Source organism: Photobacterium japonica, assembly GCF_050337005.1.
In the GTDB taxonomy this organism is placed as follows: domain Bacteria; phylum Pseudomonadota; class Gammaproteobacteria; order Enterobacterales; family Vibrionaceae; genus Photobacterium; species Photobacterium japonica.
The window spans coordinates 1-16,802 of record NZ_JAKJSN010000076.1 but is presented as its reverse complement, the minus strand read 5'-3'; the positions used below and the strand labels follow the sequence as shown (position 1 = coordinate 16,802).

The 16,802-nt window shown below is 46.5% G+C and carries 14 protein-coding genes; 9 read left to right on the top strand and 5 right to left on the bottom strand.

What is annotated here, in order from left to right:
- Positions 1-92 precede the first annotated feature (92 nt).
- A complete protein-coding gene (locus L4C36_RS21490) occupies positions 93-593 on the bottom strand; it encodes a GNAT family N-acetyltransferase (RefSeq protein ID WP_428479837.1) in 501 nt (166 codons plus the stop codon).
- A gap of 173 nt (positions 594-766) precedes the next feature.
- On the opposite strand from L4C36_RS21490, the gene L4C36_RS21485 reads away from it, so the two are divergent.
- The 4 genes from L4C36_RS21485 to L4C36_RS21470 all read left to right on the top strand — a co-directional run bounded on the left by L4C36_RS21485 (position 767) and on the right by L4C36_RS21470 (position 6,501).
- A complete protein-coding gene (locus tag L4C36_RS21485) occupies positions 767-2,647 on the top strand; it encodes a DUF294 nucleotidyltransferase-like domain-containing protein (protein ID WP_428479836.1) in 1,881 nt (626 codons plus the stop codon).
- The gene (locus tag L4C36_RS21480; RefSeq protein ID WP_428479835.1) at positions 2,648-3,412 is read left to right on the top strand and encodes a 3'-5' exonuclease; all 765 of its coding nucleotides are present in this window, start codon (positions 2,648-2,650) and stop codon (positions 3,410-3,412) included.
- A 276-nt stretch (positions 3,413-3,688) separates the two neighbouring features.
- Positions 3,689-4,882, top strand: a complete 1,194-nt coding sequence (locus L4C36_RS21475) for an anaerobic sulfatase maturase (protein WP_428479834.1) — start codon at positions 3,689-3,691, stop codon at positions 4,880-4,882.
- A gap of 26 nt (positions 4,883-4,908) precedes the next feature.
- Positions 4,909-6,501 carry a sulfatase family protein gene (locus L4C36_RS21470; protein WP_428479833.1) on the top strand — a complete coding sequence of 531 codons (1,593 nt, stop codon included), beginning with the start codon at positions 4,909-4,911 and terminating at the stop codon, positions 6,499-6,501.
- Positions 6,502-6,573: 72 nt separating this feature from the next.
- On the opposite strand, the gene L4C36_RS21465 is transcribed toward L4C36_RS21470, so the two are convergent.
- Positions 6,574-8,148: a BCCT family transporter gene (locus tag L4C36_RS21465; protein ID WP_428479832.1), complete on the bottom strand. Its 1,575-nt coding sequence runs from the start codon at positions 8,146-8,148 to the stop codon at positions 6,574-6,576.
- Between the two features lie 746 nt (positions 8,149-8,894).
- On the bottom strand, positions 8,895-9,362 hold the full coding sequence (locus L4C36_RS21460; protein ID WP_428479831.1) for a hypothetical protein: 468 nt from the start codon (positions 9,360-9,362) through the stop codon (positions 8,895-8,897).
- 239 nt (positions 9,363-9,601) lie between these two features.
- Between L4C36_RS21460 and msrP the strand changes: the two genes are divergently transcribed.
- The 4 genes from msrP to L4C36_RS21440 all read left to right on the top strand — a co-directional run bounded on the left by msrP (position 9,602) and on the right by L4C36_RS21440 (position 13,792).
- Positions 9,602-10,615, top strand: coding sequence for a protein-methionine-sulfoxide reductase catalytic subunit MsrP (gene msrP, locus L4C36_RS21455; protein WP_428479830.1), 1,014 nt, complete (start codon positions 9,602-9,604; stop codon positions 10,613-10,615).
- 9 nt (positions 10,616-10,624) lie between these two features.
- Positions 10,625-11,314 (top strand): protein-methionine-sulfoxide reductase heme-binding subunit MsrQ, encoded by a 690-nt coding sequence (gene msrQ / locus L4C36_RS21450; protein ID WP_428479829.1) that lies wholly within the window; start codon positions 10,625-10,627, stop codon positions 11,312-11,314.
- A 191-nt stretch (positions 11,315-11,505) separates the two neighbouring features.
- A complete protein-coding gene (locus tag L4C36_RS21445; RefSeq protein WP_428479828.1) occupies positions 11,506-12,126 on the top strand; it encodes a hypothetical protein in 621 nt (206 codons plus the stop codon).
- Positions 12,127-12,385: 259 nt separating this feature from the next.
- Entirely contained in the window at positions 12,386-13,792 is a 1,407-nt protein-coding gene (locus L4C36_RS21440; protein WP_428479827.1) for an amidohydrolase, read from the top strand.
- 141 nt (positions 13,793-13,933) lie between these two features.
- On the opposite strand, the gene L4C36_RS21435 is transcribed toward L4C36_RS21440, so the two are convergent.
- Complete coding sequence (locus L4C36_RS21435) at positions 13,934-14,194, bottom strand: alternative ribosome-rescue factor A (protein ID WP_428479826.1); 261 nt, start codon at positions 14,192-14,194, stop codon at positions 13,934-13,936.
- A 354-nt stretch (positions 14,195-14,548) separates the two neighbouring features.
- On the opposite strand from L4C36_RS21435, the gene L4C36_RS21430 reads away from it, so the two are divergent.
- Positions 14,549-15,409 carry a hypothetical protein gene (locus L4C36_RS21430; protein ID WP_428479825.1) on the top strand — a complete coding sequence of 287 codons (861 nt, stop codon included), beginning with the start codon at positions 14,549-14,551 and terminating at the stop codon, positions 15,407-15,409.
- 80 nt (positions 15,410-15,489) lie between these two features.
- On the opposite strand, the gene L4C36_RS21425 is transcribed toward L4C36_RS21430, so the two are convergent.
- Entirely contained in the window at positions 15,490-16,674 is a 1,185-nt protein-coding gene (locus L4C36_RS21425) for a serine hydrolase domain-containing protein (protein WP_428479824.1), read from the bottom strand.
- Between the last annotated feature and the right edge of the window lie 128 nt (positions 16,675-16,802).

Below are 16,802 nucleotides of genomic sequence, written 5' to 3'. Positions count from 1 at the left end.
TTTAATGCCTATTTCAAATTAAATGCGTGTTTTTTACTCTTCTTTTACGAAATCATGACAAACAGCCGTTAAACACACTCTAAATGGCGCATTTATGGATTGAGTTGTAATTGATAAAACGCCAAATCTAACCAGCGATCAAACTTAAAACCGGCTTGTTTAATAATGCCCGCTTCTTCAAAACCAAATTTTTGATGCAGCCGTAAACTGGCGATATTCTCTAAGTCGATTGCACCGACCATGGTTTGATACCCTTGATGCTGTGCCAATACAATCAGGGTTTTCATCAACTCCGTTGCGACCCCTTTCCCCCGGTATTTCGCATCGAGGTAAATGCTATTTTCAACCGTAAATTGAAACGCAGGCTGTTCGCGAAAACGGCCATAGCTCGCAAAGCCCATCAACTTACCCTGCTGATCAAACGCGCCAACAACAGGGAAATCCCCCTTGGTTTTGCCATGAAACCAATTTTCCATCACAGCGAGTGTGCGCGGCTCATATTCATACAGCGCCGTAGAATGGGCAATGGCCTCATTGAAAATGGCCAGCATCGCTTCCGCGTGATCGGCATAAGTACAGTATTGAATATGCATGGTGGACGTCCCTTTAAGATAATCACTTACATTACCGTATTTTTCATTCACCACAAATGGACAATGCACAATAGACCGCGCACAGCAGACCATGATCCGTCATTATTCAGACAGCCGTCATTCATGCCTATTACATATACTTATTGGTATGCCAGAACAACACGGATACCCAGATGGAAGCCGAACAGCTAGAAATCCTGAGTTTTATCAGTCAGCATCCCCCCTTTAGTGCGCTCCCTGAAGCGACGTTGCAACACATCGCGCTGAATGTCGAGGTTGCCTATTACCGCGCTGACCACATGATCCTCACCACCGGTGCCAGCATTCATGATCTGTACATGATCCGCAGTGGCGCAGTGGAAATTTATCGTCGTAAAGGGGAACTGTATAACCGCATGGATGAAGGCGCCCTCTTTGGGCAGATGGGATTGCTCATGAGCAACAAAGTCCGCATGTCGGCGCGTGCCATTGAAGATACGCTGGTCTACTGCATTCCTGAGGCCATTTTTGTCCAGCTGTGCGATGAATTTGATACCTTCGCCGATTTTGTCGAAGTGGAAGACAGTGCCCGTTTGCGTAACGTGGTGTCCACCCATGCGGCAGAAAACGATCTTACTACCTCAAAAGTGCGCACACTGCTCTCTCGCGATCCCATTACGATTGCCTGTGATGCCTCGATTCAAAGCGCCGCTCAACTCATGGCCGAAGAGAACGTGTCTGCCTTGCTGATCGTCAATCCTGAGCATGATGGTGACGACGAGGACAGCGACCCACTGGTCGGTATCATTACCGATCGTGACCTGTGCTCACGGGTATTGGCACAAGGGTTAGACACTGCACACCCTGTTTCAGAAGTGATGAGCACGGAGCTTATTTCACTCGATCACAACGCCTATGTGTTTGAAGCCATGCTGACGATGTTGCGCTACAACGTACATCACTTACCTGTACTGCGAAACAAACAGCCGCTTGGCATTATTGGGTTAACTGACATTGTCCGCTATGAATCCCAAAACAGCCTGCTCATCGTCAGCACCATCTTTCAGCAACACACAGTAGAAGAATTGCAACTGGTCAGCGAACAGGTAAAACACTGCTTTGTGCGGATGGTGAATGAAGATGCCAACGCCCACATGGTCGGCAGTGCCATGTCCGTCATTGGTCGCAGCTTTAAACAGCGACTGGCAGAGCTGGCGGAAGAACAATTTGGCCCCCCGCCGATCCCCTATTGTTTGCTTGCGATGGGCTCTATGGCGAGGGATGAACAACTCATCGTGACCGATCAAGACAATGCGCTGATCCTCGATGACAGTTACGATGAAGCGATTCATGGCGACTATTTTTTCAGACTGGCCACGTTCATTTGTGATGGGTTAGCCGCGTGTGGTTACAGCTATTGTACGGGTGATGTCATGGCGACAAATCCCCAATGGCGTAAAACCCGCAGCCAATGGGAGGATTGTTTCGCTGACTGGATTGACGACCCCAAACCACAAGCCTTGCTCAATAGCTCTATTTTCTTCGATCTCGATGGCGTATACGGCAGAGAAAAATGGGCCGAACAACTCAACAGTTTTATTATCCGCCGCGCCCGTAAGAACAACCGTTTCTTGGCCTGTTTAGCCCGTAATGCCATTAATCGCACGCCACCGTTGGGCTTTTTTAAAGACTTTGTGATGGAACAAGATGGTCGCCATAAAAATTCAATCAATTTAAAACGCCGAGGCACCGCGCCCTTGGCGGATCTGATCCGCGTCCATGCGCTCGCCGTGGGTTCACGATCGCAGAATTCCTTTGAACGGTTAGATGATGTGATTGAAGCCGGCATTTTGCCCAAAGGCCGAGGGCAAGATTTACGCGATGCGATGGAGCTGATTTACATGGTACGTATCCGCCATCAGGCGTTGGATATTGAAGCCGACATTGAGGCCGATAACAGCATTGAGCCTGAAAACATGTCTGATTTTGAACGCCGCAATCTGAAAGCCGCTTTTCAAATTCTGAGTAATGCGCAAAATTTCATTAAGTTTCGCTACCAGGGAGGCCGCTTGTAAATGTCTATTTTTCATCCACCGGCTTCCACCTCACACAGTAAGAAGCCCAGTTTACACTTAAACACCCGTGCCACACCTAACTGGCCAACATTCTTTCACACGTTATTAGAAACAACGAAAGACGAGCGATTACGGCATTACTACCAAACCCCGATGGCAGCAGCCGATACTCCGCTGGATCAGGTGGAGTTTGTGGCGCTCGATTTTGAAACGACGGGATTGAATCCCCAAAAAGACGAGATCATCAGTATCGGGTTGGTGCCCTTTACGCTGTCACGCATTCGCTGTCGGGAATCCGCCCATTGGATCATCAATCCCAATCGTCCACTGAATGAAGCGTCTGTCGTCATCCACGGCATTACGGATTCCGAAGTGGAAAACGCCCCTGACCTGTTGATTATCTTGGAGCAAGTACTTGATGCGCTGGCCGGTAAAGTCGTCGTTGTGCACTATCAGCACATTGAACGCAGCTTCATGAATCAGGCGCTACTGAGCCGTTTAGGAGAAGGGATCCGTTTTCCTGTGATTGATACATTGGCCATTGAATCTGCCGTTCAACAGCGCGATTGCGGCGGGTGGATTAATCGGCTTCGCGGGATCCGCCCGGGCTCTGTGCGACTGGCCAAAGCCCGCCGTCGCTACGGACTACCAGCATACCAACCCCATCACGCCCTGACTGACGCCTTAGCCACCGCCGAGTTACTGCAAGCACAAATCGCGTACCACTTTTCACCCGATACGCCACTGTCACATGTCTGGTTATAGGCGGTACTTTCATTAACGAAACGACTGCGTTAATCAACATCAGAACATCAGTGAACCACCTGATTCAGAGATCGATCATCTGCTTCCCCGTTTGAGTTCGAGACCTTGATTTCCCATGATGTCGCCAACAAAACCTTCCCCTTGAAAAAGGAACAAAGAGCACAAAATTAAAACCAAAGATCTATAAAAACAAACCACTGTTTTACTTTTGTGATCGATTTGACATTTTTATAATTTACAGCTGATAAAGTACTCATGTTTTCAAAAGGTGACAGCATGAACTTCAACATAATGGCAAAACCAGCGAGTTTTCGCTGTAATTTAAAATGTACGTATTGTTTTTACTTAGAAAAAGAAGACTACCTATTTAGTCAGAATAAATCAACGTCATCTATGCCTAAAACCGTATTAGAATCATATACTGCAAATTATATTAAATCACAAAGCAGTAATGAAATTAATTTTGTCTGGCAAGGTGGCGAACCWCTTTTAGCAGGATTAGATTTCTTTAAAGAGGCGGTGAAATTTCAAAAAAAACATGCCAATGGAAAAATCATCACAAATACCTTTCAGACAAACTCAATCGGTATCAATAAGCAATGGGCGCAATTTTTCCATGATCATGACTTTTTACTTGGCATATCTATTGATGGCTTAGAGGATATTCATAATGCATATAGAATATCTGTAAATGGCCAACCGACATTTGAACGCGTAAAGCAAAGTATTGATTTACTCAAAAAATATAATGTTAAGTTTAATACGTTAACCGTAGTCAATAACAAAAACTGGCATCAAGGAAAAGAAACCTATCGTGCATTAAAAGCGCTCGGTTCTCAGTTTATGCAATTCATTCCTATTGTCGAAAAAATTCAAGATCATTATCCAATATCTTATCAACCAGAAAATGGCACTGTCTCTGATTTTTCAGTTCCCTCACAGGGCTATGGTCAATTTATGACGGATGTCTTTGATGAATGGATGGAATCTGACGTAGGCACCATTTACGTAAGAATGTTTGACAGCATTTTATCTACCTGGATGGGATGGCCTGCATCGGTGTGTACCCAAGCGAGGAATTGCGGTAGCGCAATGGTCGTAGAAGCAAACGGTGACGTGTACTCCTGTGACCACTATGTCTACCCATCAAATAAGATTGGTAATGTCCTAACAAATACGCTAACTGATGTCGCAACCAGTCAGCAACAGATTGAATTTGGTAATAAAAAACAAGATGTTGGGGAAAAGTGCCAACAGTGCCCGTATCTCGCGCTCTGTTTTGGCGGATGCCCTAAACATCGCTTTGTGCCAATTGAAAACAACGCTAAATATCAAAATTACCTGTGTTCTTCATACCAGATGATATTTGAACACACAGCACCTGTGATGCATTTGATGAAAGAGTCACTCCATTCCGGTGGTCAAGCCGCTGATGCCATGCCCATTTGGGCCAGCTTTACATCGTCTTGATCTCATTTTATACACTGAGGTACCTCATGAACCGTTTGTTCAAACCTACATTGATTGCAGCCGCTTTAGCGGCATGTACATCGCCAGCGATCAGTTACGCTGCAACTGATACAACACAACCTAATATTCTTGTCATCATTATGGATGACTTAGGTACGGGACAACTTGATTTCGATTTAGAGTCGATTGATGCGAAGAAACTGGCACAACGCCCACAGTCTCTACGCTACAAAGGCGATATCAATCAATTAATGGATGCAGCAAAAAAGGCAATGCCTAACGTTGCTGAACTCGCCGATACAGGCGTTAGAATGACGAACGCTTATGTTCCATCTCCAGTATGTAGTGCTTCTCGCGCCGGTATTCTGACGGGACGTAATGCAGAGTCATTTGGCAATTATACCAATGAAGATGCTGGGCACGCTGCAGTCCCTCTAGAGGTAAAATTCTTACCTGAATTATTAAAAGACAATGGTTATACCACCGCATTTATCGGGGCTTATGACAGTGGTAAAACAACCACAGCACGTGTAGGTGTTCATCAACGTACACGCGACTACCACGACAATGCGGTTAAAACCCCTGTTGCTGGGCATTCCCCCTTAGATCGCGGCTTTACACATTCATATGCCTACTTTACGTCAGGCGCAGCCCTGTACGATTCAAAATCAATTTTCAGAAACCATGAAAACGTCGTCTCACCGGGTTATACAACGCATAATTTCACTCAAGAAACTATCAATATCATTGAAGCATCACATAAAAACAATAAACCATTTTTTATCGACTTATCATTTAGTGCCCCTCATATCCCACTCGATGATGTTGCACCCCGTGTCTATATGGAGAAATTTGACACTGGCAACCATGAAGCCGACAAATACTATGCTCATCTCAATGCCGCTGATGATGGGATAGGTCGTATTGTCGCTAAATTAAAAGAGCTCGGTATGTATGATGATACGCTTATTCTCTTTTTATCCGACAATGGTGCCGTACATGAATCACCTATGCCGGTGAATGGTATGGATCGAGGCTTTAAAGGACAGCGCTATCAAGGTGGTGTTCGCATTCCATTCATTGCACATTGGAATGGGGTTATTAAACCTTCTGAAAATAACGATACAATGATCTCTGCATTAGATATTTTACCAACCGCATTATCGGTTGCAAATATCAGCATTCCTGACGCGTTAAATGTCACAGGTAAAAACATTCTTCCTGTACTTAAAGGCGAGGAAGATAAAGCACATGACTACCTCTACTTTGCCGGATCTCGATTAATGCACTTCGGTGAAGAAAATAGCACATTCTGGAATGATTACTGGAAATTTATTACTTACTCAAGTGATGTCTACCCAACCAACCATCATTCAGAAAGTGTTTCCCTGCCTGAATGGGCCATTCGAGACCAACAATGGGCACTTCAATTCCATGATGGAAAATTYGAGCTATACAATTATAAGAATGACCCCGAACAAGAGCATAATGTATTAGCCAATAATCCAGAAAAAGTTAAAGAATTAAAATCTGAATTTGGCCGCTGGATTAAACAGCAACCACAACCTAATAAGTGGGCCAAAACCAATCATGATATTATACTTAACTCCGTAAAATAACCGCTATAAAAAAACGCCTGTTATTCACTATGGGAATAACAGGCGCTTATTCATACACTGACTTTCAGCTACTTATTTGCGAAAACGTTCTGTTCGCAGCCCCATGATTAAGCTGACACACATCAGCAAAAGAATGAACACAAACGGTAAGGCCGTAGAAATAACTCCTGCTTGCAAGGCTTCGATCGCTTGCGTCCCGCCCACGTAGAGCAGCACTGCAGCAACCGCCCCTTCCATGCTCGCCCAGAAGACACGCTGAAGAATCGGCGACTCAATTTTACCGCCAGCAGTAATGTTATCGATCACCAACGAACCGGAATCTGATGAGGTAATAAAGAAAATCATCACCAACAAAATCGCCACAACAGACAGGTATGAGCTCAATGGCAACGATTCAAACATCTCAAACATCGCAAGCGGTACAGACGTTAAGCCATTTTTACCCAGCTCACCGACCCCGTTGATCACTTGATCAATCGCTTGCCCGCCAAATACCGACATCCATAGTGTTGTTACCACGGTCGGCACAATCAATACCGCCACCAAAAACTCACGGATAGTACGGCCTTTCGAGACGCGTGCAATAAACATCCCGACAAAAGGTGACCAAGAAATCCACCACGCCCAGTAGAACACCGTCCAACCATGCAACCATGCCTGATCTTCTCGGCCATATGGGTTACTTAACGCAAAGAAGTTCTTTGCATAACCAGCGATCGTCGTTGGAATGGTCCCCATTGACACGGCGAACCCTACAACGGTGACGAAGATAAGCAACGCCAGCGCCACCAGCATATTGAGGTTACTTAACAGTTTCACCCCACCATCAATACCCCGGGCGACGGAGATCACGGCAAGCAGCGTCACGACAATGATCACGATGACTTGCAGTCCGATTCCGCCGGATAAACCAAACACATGATTAATCCCGCTTGCGGCCTGCTGCGCACCTAAGCCTAATGAGGTCGCTAAACCAAACATAGTCGCCAATACCGCGAAGATATCGATAACGTGCCCCGGCCAACCCCAAACACGATCGCCCAGCAGCGGATAGAAAATCGAACGGATAGACAGTGGCAATCCCTTGTTATAGGCGAAGAATGCCAATGACAGTGCTACGACACCATAAATCGCCCATGGGTGTAAACCCCAGTGATACATGGTGGCGCCCATGGCCAGTTCACGTGCTTCCGGCGTAAACGGGGTGACATTTAGCGGGGTTTCATACCAGCCAGTGTAATACGCAACCGGCTCGGCCACACTCCAGAACATTAACCCGATACCCATACCCGCAGCGAACAACATCGCGAGCCAAGACAGGCGAGAATAGTCCGGTTGAGCATCAGCACCACCGATGCGGATTTTGCCGTAAGGCGACGCGATCAGCGCTAAGCAGAACAACACAAAAATGTTACCCGCCCACAAGAACAACGTGTCAAAATTATTAATAATGCTATTTTTGATGCCGTCTAACGCCGTTTTCGCGGTGGTTGGATCGCTGACTAAGGCAAGCACCAAAAATAGCACAATCAAACCTGCACTTGTGCCAAAAACGGGATTATGGACATCAAACCCCCATTTCTGGACATTATCTTGCCCCACCGTATAGTCGGTATTATCAATACTGTATTTATCTATTTTACTCATTATGTCATCCCACTTGATAACGAGTTGATGAGAATACACCACCTGAAAACCACCGAAATTCGATGTCGCCTCTGTTGTACATTCCTTGCAAGACAGATGATGCGTTTACTCTTCACTCGAACAAGTATATTTAGCCCTGTAATCAATTAAACAACGCGCAGATCAAACCACCTCACGCACCACTATGTCAAGTTTCGCCATAAATCAACATCAAACGAGCAATAATTGGACGAATTTCTCATTATTCTGTTTAAATTACGACCAGGCACTTTTGTTGGAATATTTCGTGATCGAAATGTTTTTCTCTTAGGTTTCTACAGCGTTCTATCGGAACAGTGTTAATTGTAGCCTATCCATCCTCCCTCCTTTTCTCATCTCTTTGCCACAATATCCCCCCTCTGAATGTGGGACATTACTCGCAACGGAAAGCGAAGGATTGTCATTACCGGATCACAACGGCGACACATGCCTGCCACACTCCCCCCATAGGATAGAAGTACATCGAAGAAGCCATTTCGCCGCACGCAGCATAAGTGTGAAAATCGGTATAGGCAGGCTGTCAGCGTGAACAAGCGGTGTGAACGAGCAATGTCAGCCACAAAGAGAAAGGACGAACTGAAGAGAAAGAGGGATTGAAGAATTGAGGAAAAAATAGCCGGGTAAAACAACAACGATGACACACTTACCTTCCTGTTGACGGGCTGATGCCCGTCTTTTTAGGAAGAAGATTAACATTTAGAAATGGGTTAAAACGTAATCCCCAATTGAGCAAAGCGGTAATCCGCGTTCTGATAGTGCGGACTGGTCGGCTGATAATACGCCGCTGGCATTTGGTCTACCCACCCTTTTTGCTTGAGCATTTGCCATTGCGCGCGCGACACAATCACATAGCGTAGTTGTTCATCCAGCAGGGTTTGAATGGCGTCAATACTGAGCACATCATCACGCACCATGACTTTCAGCTTCCCCTCCAACACACCCACTGGTAACCACATTTCGCGCACTAACTGTTTACGATCCGTACAGGTTAACGCCTGTAAAGAATGCGAGGCAACGGTAAAAATCTGTTCCCAATCTGGCTTGCCTTGACGGGTCACTAAGCCTTCTCGGTAACAATAATACGCTTCAAAATACTGCCGTAACGAATGATACCGTTCTGCATACGCCTCTAAATAGATGTGTTGTAATTCTAAACTGGCATTAAAGTCATTCATTGTCGCTTTTCACTTTTGCATCATTCACTGTTGGGCTGCGCAGACACTACCATAACTTTTCCTCAATTCAGAGATTAACGACCGTTCAGAGAATACGTACGACAAACATGACACGTGCGCTGACTCTCAAAACAGCGTCTTAGCTGAAATTATTTCCGTGATGTGCAGGTCTACATCAGCAACGCTTCAATAACGCATGCTCTAACAAAGCCACGATTCAAGACAGAAAAGGGATGACAATGCCAATACTTCGATCTAACCGCTGGTCACTCAAAGACAATGAGGCGACACCTGAATCCGTGTATCGGGCGCGTCGAGATATTTTAAAGAAACTCGGTATCACCTTAGTCGGCATGCCACTCGCCTCTCCCGCCAGCGCGGGGCTGTTTGATGTGTTTACGGGTGGCGATAAACCGGTTGTGGATAACCGCCGCGTGTTAACGAGCCGCACATCGACGTACTCGAATGCTGCTTTGTCGTTAACCCCCGAAGACAAAATATTAAAATATAATAACTTTTACGAGTTCGGCACGGATAAATCAGACCCTGCAGAACGCGCAAAACATTTCCAAACCGATCCGTGGACCGTCAACGTCGGCGGCCTTGTCAGACAACCGCTGACGCTCGATTATGATCAGCTTTTCAAGCGTTTCCCGCTGGAAGAACGCATCTATCGGTTACGCTGTGTCGAAGCGTGGTCCATGAATGTGCCATGGATTGGCTTTCCCCTCGCAGCGCTGCTGAAACAAGCGTCTCCCACCAGCGATGCCAAGTATGTGGCCTTTGAAACCCTGTACGATCCCAAACAAATGCCCGGTCAGGCTAACCAACGCCTTGGCGGAGGCATTGATTACCCGTATGTAGAAGGCTTACGCCTAGACGAAGCCATGCACCCACTAACGCTGATTGCCGTTGGCTTGTACGGGAAAAACCTTGCACCACAAAACGGGGCACCGCTTCGCCTTGTCGTGCCGTGGAAATACGGATTTAAAAGCATCAAATCCATCGTCAATATCCGCTTAACTCGCACACAACCGCCAACTACTTGGAACATTCTCGCCCCAAACGAATACGGCTTTTACGCCAATGTGAACCCCAAAGTTGACCACCCCCGTTGGAGTCAGGGCAGTGAACGCTTCATCGGTGAAGGCAGTTTATTCAGTAGTCGCCGCCAACCGACAAAAATGTTCAACGGGTACGCGCGGGATGTGGCGTCGTTATACAAAGGCATGGATCTCACCAAAAACTATTAGGAGTGTCTGATGGCGCAATCGAATTCCGCAGAACCGCGTGTGTTATCGCGTCGTAGCCTACCCCGCTTACAAGCTCGGCATATTTTTTGGCTAAAAGTGATGATCCATGCCATCTCGCTGGGCTTTTTCGCACAATTGATTTGGCTGGCTTTTTCTGGCGGACTGGGGGCAGACCCCGTACAAGGATTACACCACTTTACCGGCAAAGCCGCCTTGAACACCTTGCTGCTAACGTTAATGATTTCGCCCTTAGCAAGAGTATTAAAGCAAGGCCAACTCATGAAGGTGCGCCGTTTGGTGGGGCTATACAGTTTCTTCTGGGCGGTGTTGCATGTGGTCAGCTATATCGTGCTTGACCTCAATCTTGACTGGGGATTATTGGCCTCTGAACTTGTCTCACGCCCTTATCTGTCATTAGGTGCCATCAGTTGGCTGATCCTAATGCTATTGGCGTTCACCTCGTTATCCGCCATTCAACAAAAAATGGGGAAACACTGGCAGAAACTGCATAATTGGGTTTACCTGGCCGTGCTTTTGGCGCCAATCCATTATTACTGGTCAGTAAAATCAGGCTTACTGGAGCCAGCACTGTATATAGCCTGTAGCCTTGGTTTACTTGCATTACGTTATCGCACATTTCTGCGAGGGTTGTCGGTATTGACGCCAAGACGGCGCACAACGCAGCGCCAAGATCACTAATTGATGGAAATAGGATAGAAGAAAACCGTTTTTCTGATACGATAGCCACGCAAATTCGCTGCTGACTTTTTGAAATATCACCTCTAAAAAATCACAGCAATGTACTGATATCCTTGACATAAAGGCATACTATTCTCAGCAGGCTGAAAGGGGCTAACCGTTCAGCCCTTTTGTGGTTTGGCGGGGCAACTTTGGTTTCTGACTATCTATCAACCAGCATCGAACAATTTCAGATTGATTGTATGCAGTTGTGTGAACAACATTACCCTACGGTGCATAATCGCGGCATGCGAGAAAATCACCTCGGTAAGGCCCTTTGCCGACGGATCACCCGCACATTAGAACAAGCCGATATCGTGGCGACTGTCACCCAGTGTCAAGGTAACGACAAGGTAGCGCAACCGGTCTTTCATATTCACACCGCCACGTTTTCTGTTTGGGTGATTGCGCACCGCCTATTAAGTGCCAACCTTGCACGCCGTCAAGCGTTGATTAACACCATCAAAGACACACAAACTCGCTTAACAGAAAACCATCCTCATCACATTGTCTTGGTAGCGGATCATTGGTTTGATCGCAGTAAAGCCAGTAAAGAGATTCCGGCCTGGTGGCTCGGTCACTTACCGCATAATGCGGTTGACTACCTGAGTGACGGGATCCGCCTGCAAGCCACAGAGACCCATTTACCCCAACAGCTGGCAACGTTATCCCTGTCTGAAGGCTATCACGCGATCCATCACCCACTTCGACGCGATCACGGTGAGAAAATCGTGTATAAATACATCCTACTGACGTCTCACTACGCCCTGTAGCCATCACCTTGGCGCGTTAATATTCACTTACTTTCAGTAAACGGATACTCATCACACTTTATTACCCTTTCCCGCCTTCATTCTGGGATAACACCCCGAGGCAAACGTTTACATGCTGAATTATTGCGCTGTTTCTTTGATAGAAAAAGCAATAGAGTGACACCAATCACAGTTCGTTAATCTGAATTGCAATACTGATTTTCAATACATCGCCTTTAGGTATTATCTGCGCCATTCCATCGATGTCGAGTAGTCACTCATGTTCAAGAAAACCCTTCTTGCTGTTTCTTTAGCGGCAGCAACACTGTCTAGTGCATCCGCTTTTGCCATTGAAAATGTTGATCTGTTGATCAAAAACGCCACTGTACTGACCATGAACGCCGATAAAACGGTGTATGAGAACGGTTTGGTTGCAGTTAAAGAAAACAAAATCTTTGCTGTTACCGACGGGACAGATATCAAAGAGTACCAAGCAGAGACAATCATCGATGCAGACGGTGATATTGTCATGCCGGGTCTGATCAATACGCACACGCACGTGTCGATGACCGTATTCCGCTCAATGGCGGACGATGTGCCAGATCGTCTTCACCGCTACATTTTCCCATTAGAAAGCAAGCTCGTCTCTCGCGACATGGTACGCATTGGTGCGCAGCTGGGTAACGTGGAAATGGTAAAAGGTGGCGTGACCACGTATGCCGACATGTACTACTTTGAAGATGAAGTGGCAAAAACCGTTGATAAAATCGGTATGCGTGCCGTATTGGGCGAAACCGTAATCAAATTCCCGGTTGCTGATGCTGCAAATGCGGATGAAGGTATCCAGTACGCGGTAAACTTTATTGAAGAATATAAAGATCACCCGCGTATTACGCCTGCGTTTGCCCCACACGCACCTTATACGAACACCACAGAAACACTGCAAAAAATCACTAAACTGTCACTGAAATACGATGTGCCAGTGATGATCCACTTGGCAGAATCTGAGCGCGAAAACCAAGTGATTGCCGAGCGTAGTGGCGGTAAATCACCGGTTGAGTACATGGCAGAGATTGGTGCTCTGACACCGAATCTTGTGGGTGCACACGTAATCAACGTCGATGATGAAGACATCGCGCTACTGAAAAAACACGATGTTGGCGTAGCACACAACATGAGTGCAAACATCAAATCCGCGAAAGGCGTATCGCCTGCTCTGAAGATGTTTGATGATGGCCTGCGTATCGGTCTAGGTACCGATGGTCCAATGTCGGGTAACACCATCAGTACGTTCGATGAATTCAACCAAGTGGCAAAAGTCCACAAACTGGTCAACAAAGACCGCGCAGCAATGCCGCCGGTAAAAGTGATCGAAATGGCAACCATTGGTGCGGCACGTGCCCTACACATGGAAGACACGATCGGTTCTTTGGAAGCGGGCAAACTGGCTGACATTATCGTGGTCGATACCAAAGCACCTAACATGGTACCAGTCTACAACCCGTACTCTGCACTGGTTTACTCGGCTTACGCGACCAACGTGAAGCACACTATCGTTGACGGTAAAGTGTTGATGCAAGACCGCAACATGCTGACCGTTGATGAAACTGCGATCCGCGATGAAGCCTTGGCATTTGCAGACAAAGTGCGTAAAACCGTGGTAGAAAGCGGTGAAGTGGTACAATAAGCCACGCACGTAAACGCCATGCGTTGAACAAGAAGCACAAAAAAGCCGCCTGTACAGGCGGCTTTTTTACATCAGCATTTTTTATATCCGAGCTTTTGACATATGAATCTGGTGCTCGATAAAAGCCCTATGCAATGTCGACTACGCCGCCATTGAATAGGACTCTCGTCCTGCATATTTATCTTTACGCTGAAAACTGCCCTTTCCTTTCTTCGCTTTAACGACGCGGGTACGAAACACCACACTGGTTACGACTGCTTTCAATGCATTATCGCGGATCACACCACGACCACACTCGGTGTCATTCACCGTTGTTACAGCTTTTTTTACGCTCTGCAACACGGTTTCTTCCTGCTGCACTCTCTGTTGCTGTGAGTGCACTTTTTGCCGTTTTTTACTCATAGGTTCTCTCTACTGGGTTTTGATTGTTTGTATTCGCTTATAAAGCTTAAATTACTTAGTTCCGCTTTCAAGCACAGCCCCTGTAACTACAATGGGATGTTAACAGATACAAGGGATATTTTTAAGTAAACATAAAAAATCACGATCAAAAATGTGTCACTACCAATGCATTTATGGAATAAGGATCAAAGATTTAGTCACTCACATCAACTTAATGACACTACTATCAAAAAAGCATCTTTACTGCACATACTGAATGCTAATATCCGCTACTACTATTTATATTAATAGCCAAATTATCATGCTGTTAATCAAAATCTTACTCCGACTTACCTGTAGCTATAGCATTCTTTTATGACAGAGTTCCAAACTGCATCACGTTTAACCATTGGCCGTTCACTTGTTCAGTTCCACATTGTAGACTTCAATCACCCCCTTGTGATCAGCTTCGCCCCTGCTGGCAAGAAGCTCTCTTCAGCACAAGTGCATGCGGGTGAGTCGGCTTGGAGCATTGAGTTTTTCAAAAAAAACAATATCAATATTCTATCCATCAACACCATTGATGAAAATCACTCCTACCTGTGTGACGAGCTAACGCACTACTTATTATCAATGAAGCCGTTGATCGAACGTTTCCCTGAGCGATTAGGCTATGGCTCCAGTATGGGTGGTTTTGGTGTGACCTATTTCAGTCAATTACTACAGATTGATCGCGCCCTACTGTTCGCTCCCCTGTTACATGACAGTGCCCCAACCGTATCACCTAATCATCCATGCCAATTCACCGTGATTTATGACCCGTTTTGTCAGCAAGACACAGAACATGCCAAACGCTATCCAGCCCACACACAGTGGCTAAAATTATACGGTGTGGGTCATCAGGTTATTGAGAGCATCAGCAACTTCCGCGCACTTAAGCCACTGGTCATAGCGTTCATCAACAATACGATTAATGAACCAACGTTTTATCAGGCTATGCGTCAACGCCGTACCATCGAGCGTTACTACAGCTATTTAGCTCGCAACCCAACAAAAAAACAGACACTAAAACGCCGCTTGCTGGTGAAATACCACTTATTGAAATGGATTATCGCAGAGCCATCTTCACTGGTGAAAAAAGTGACGGGCAAATGGATGAAGAGCATTAATAAGCGACAGCAAAAACGCCAGGCTCGCAAACACTCTATCGCAACGCTGTCTCACGAGAGTAAATAAACACGCCGATCATTCCTGTGACTTGCGACGCCAACCTCACGTCGCAAGTACGTTAGCCCCCTTTACATCCCCCCTGCCTATCATTGTGTTGACGGTGCTGGCTTAAAATACCGTGCATACAAATCCAAAAAGCGCAGTACGATCTCGCGGGCTATCACGGTTTCGCTATTGGTTAAAAACACCATGCCCGTTTGGGTGTGACGGTTAAACAGCATTTCAGTGCGGATCCCTCTCACCCAGCCGCCATGATGTACAAATCCACGTATCTCTTTGTAATCAAAAGTGCGCCAGCCTAAGCCGTAATACACATTGCTAAGTTTGGCACGGTAGCGGTATTGATTTGCCCGAATGTGTGGCTTATGCATGATAGCGAGTAAATCTGGGTTCAACACGGTCGGATAATACCCAAACTGTGCCAACATCCATTTGGCGAGATCTTGCGCACTGGCATTCACTCCCGCCGCCGCGGGCACGCGATAATAATACGGTGCTGGTTTTACCGCAGCCCAGCCTGCTTTCACCCTGACATGGGGCGTCACTTTATTCTGCGTTTCTTTCAACCCATCTAAGCCATAGGAAGCGTGCTGCATACCGAGAGGGATAAACATTTGTTCTCGGACGAACGTGGCATAATCCATCCCCGCGGCGAGCGTCAGCATATCGGCCGCCAAGTTATACACGATGTTTTGGTAGCCATAGCACTTGCCGGGATCACAGACAAACTTCACGCGAGGCATCATTTGTAAAATACGGCCATATCGCACATTGTCTTCTAACAGATCAGAATACGCTTGGGGCACTAGCCCACTGGTGTGAGACAACACATGCCTTAGCGTGACGGCTTTGCCGAGGGTTTTGTCGCTGAACGTGACGTCGTCAAGGTAAGGGACAACATGCGTATCCCACTCTATCACCCCTTGATCGACCAATATCGACACGGCGGCGGAGGCAAACGTTTTAGAAATTGACGCCAGCGGGTACACCGTCGCGGAGTTCACTTTCTCATCACCGCCCACTTTAGTGACACCGTAACCTCTGAGTAAGCGAATATCACCATTAATGATGACGGCCAACGATGCGCCGGGTAACCCTTTTTCTACCGCTTGTTTCACATAGCGATCAAGGTTGATAGCGATGTCATCATGCTCTGCCGCTTCCACGGCCATAACCGCGAGTCCCAGCTTCAGCGCCACCCATCGCATTCGACACACTTTCATCGCATTAACCTTGCCAACCACACCCCCACTAAGCGTAGTTGTTGCCATACTTCCGCCCGCTCTCTCATATGAGAATGCATGCTGCTATTTATATAGCTCGATATAACAGCCCTGTTCAGCGTCTATTGTTAATAGACGCTATTTCTTTATGAATAGTGTATTATTTTGTTTATACT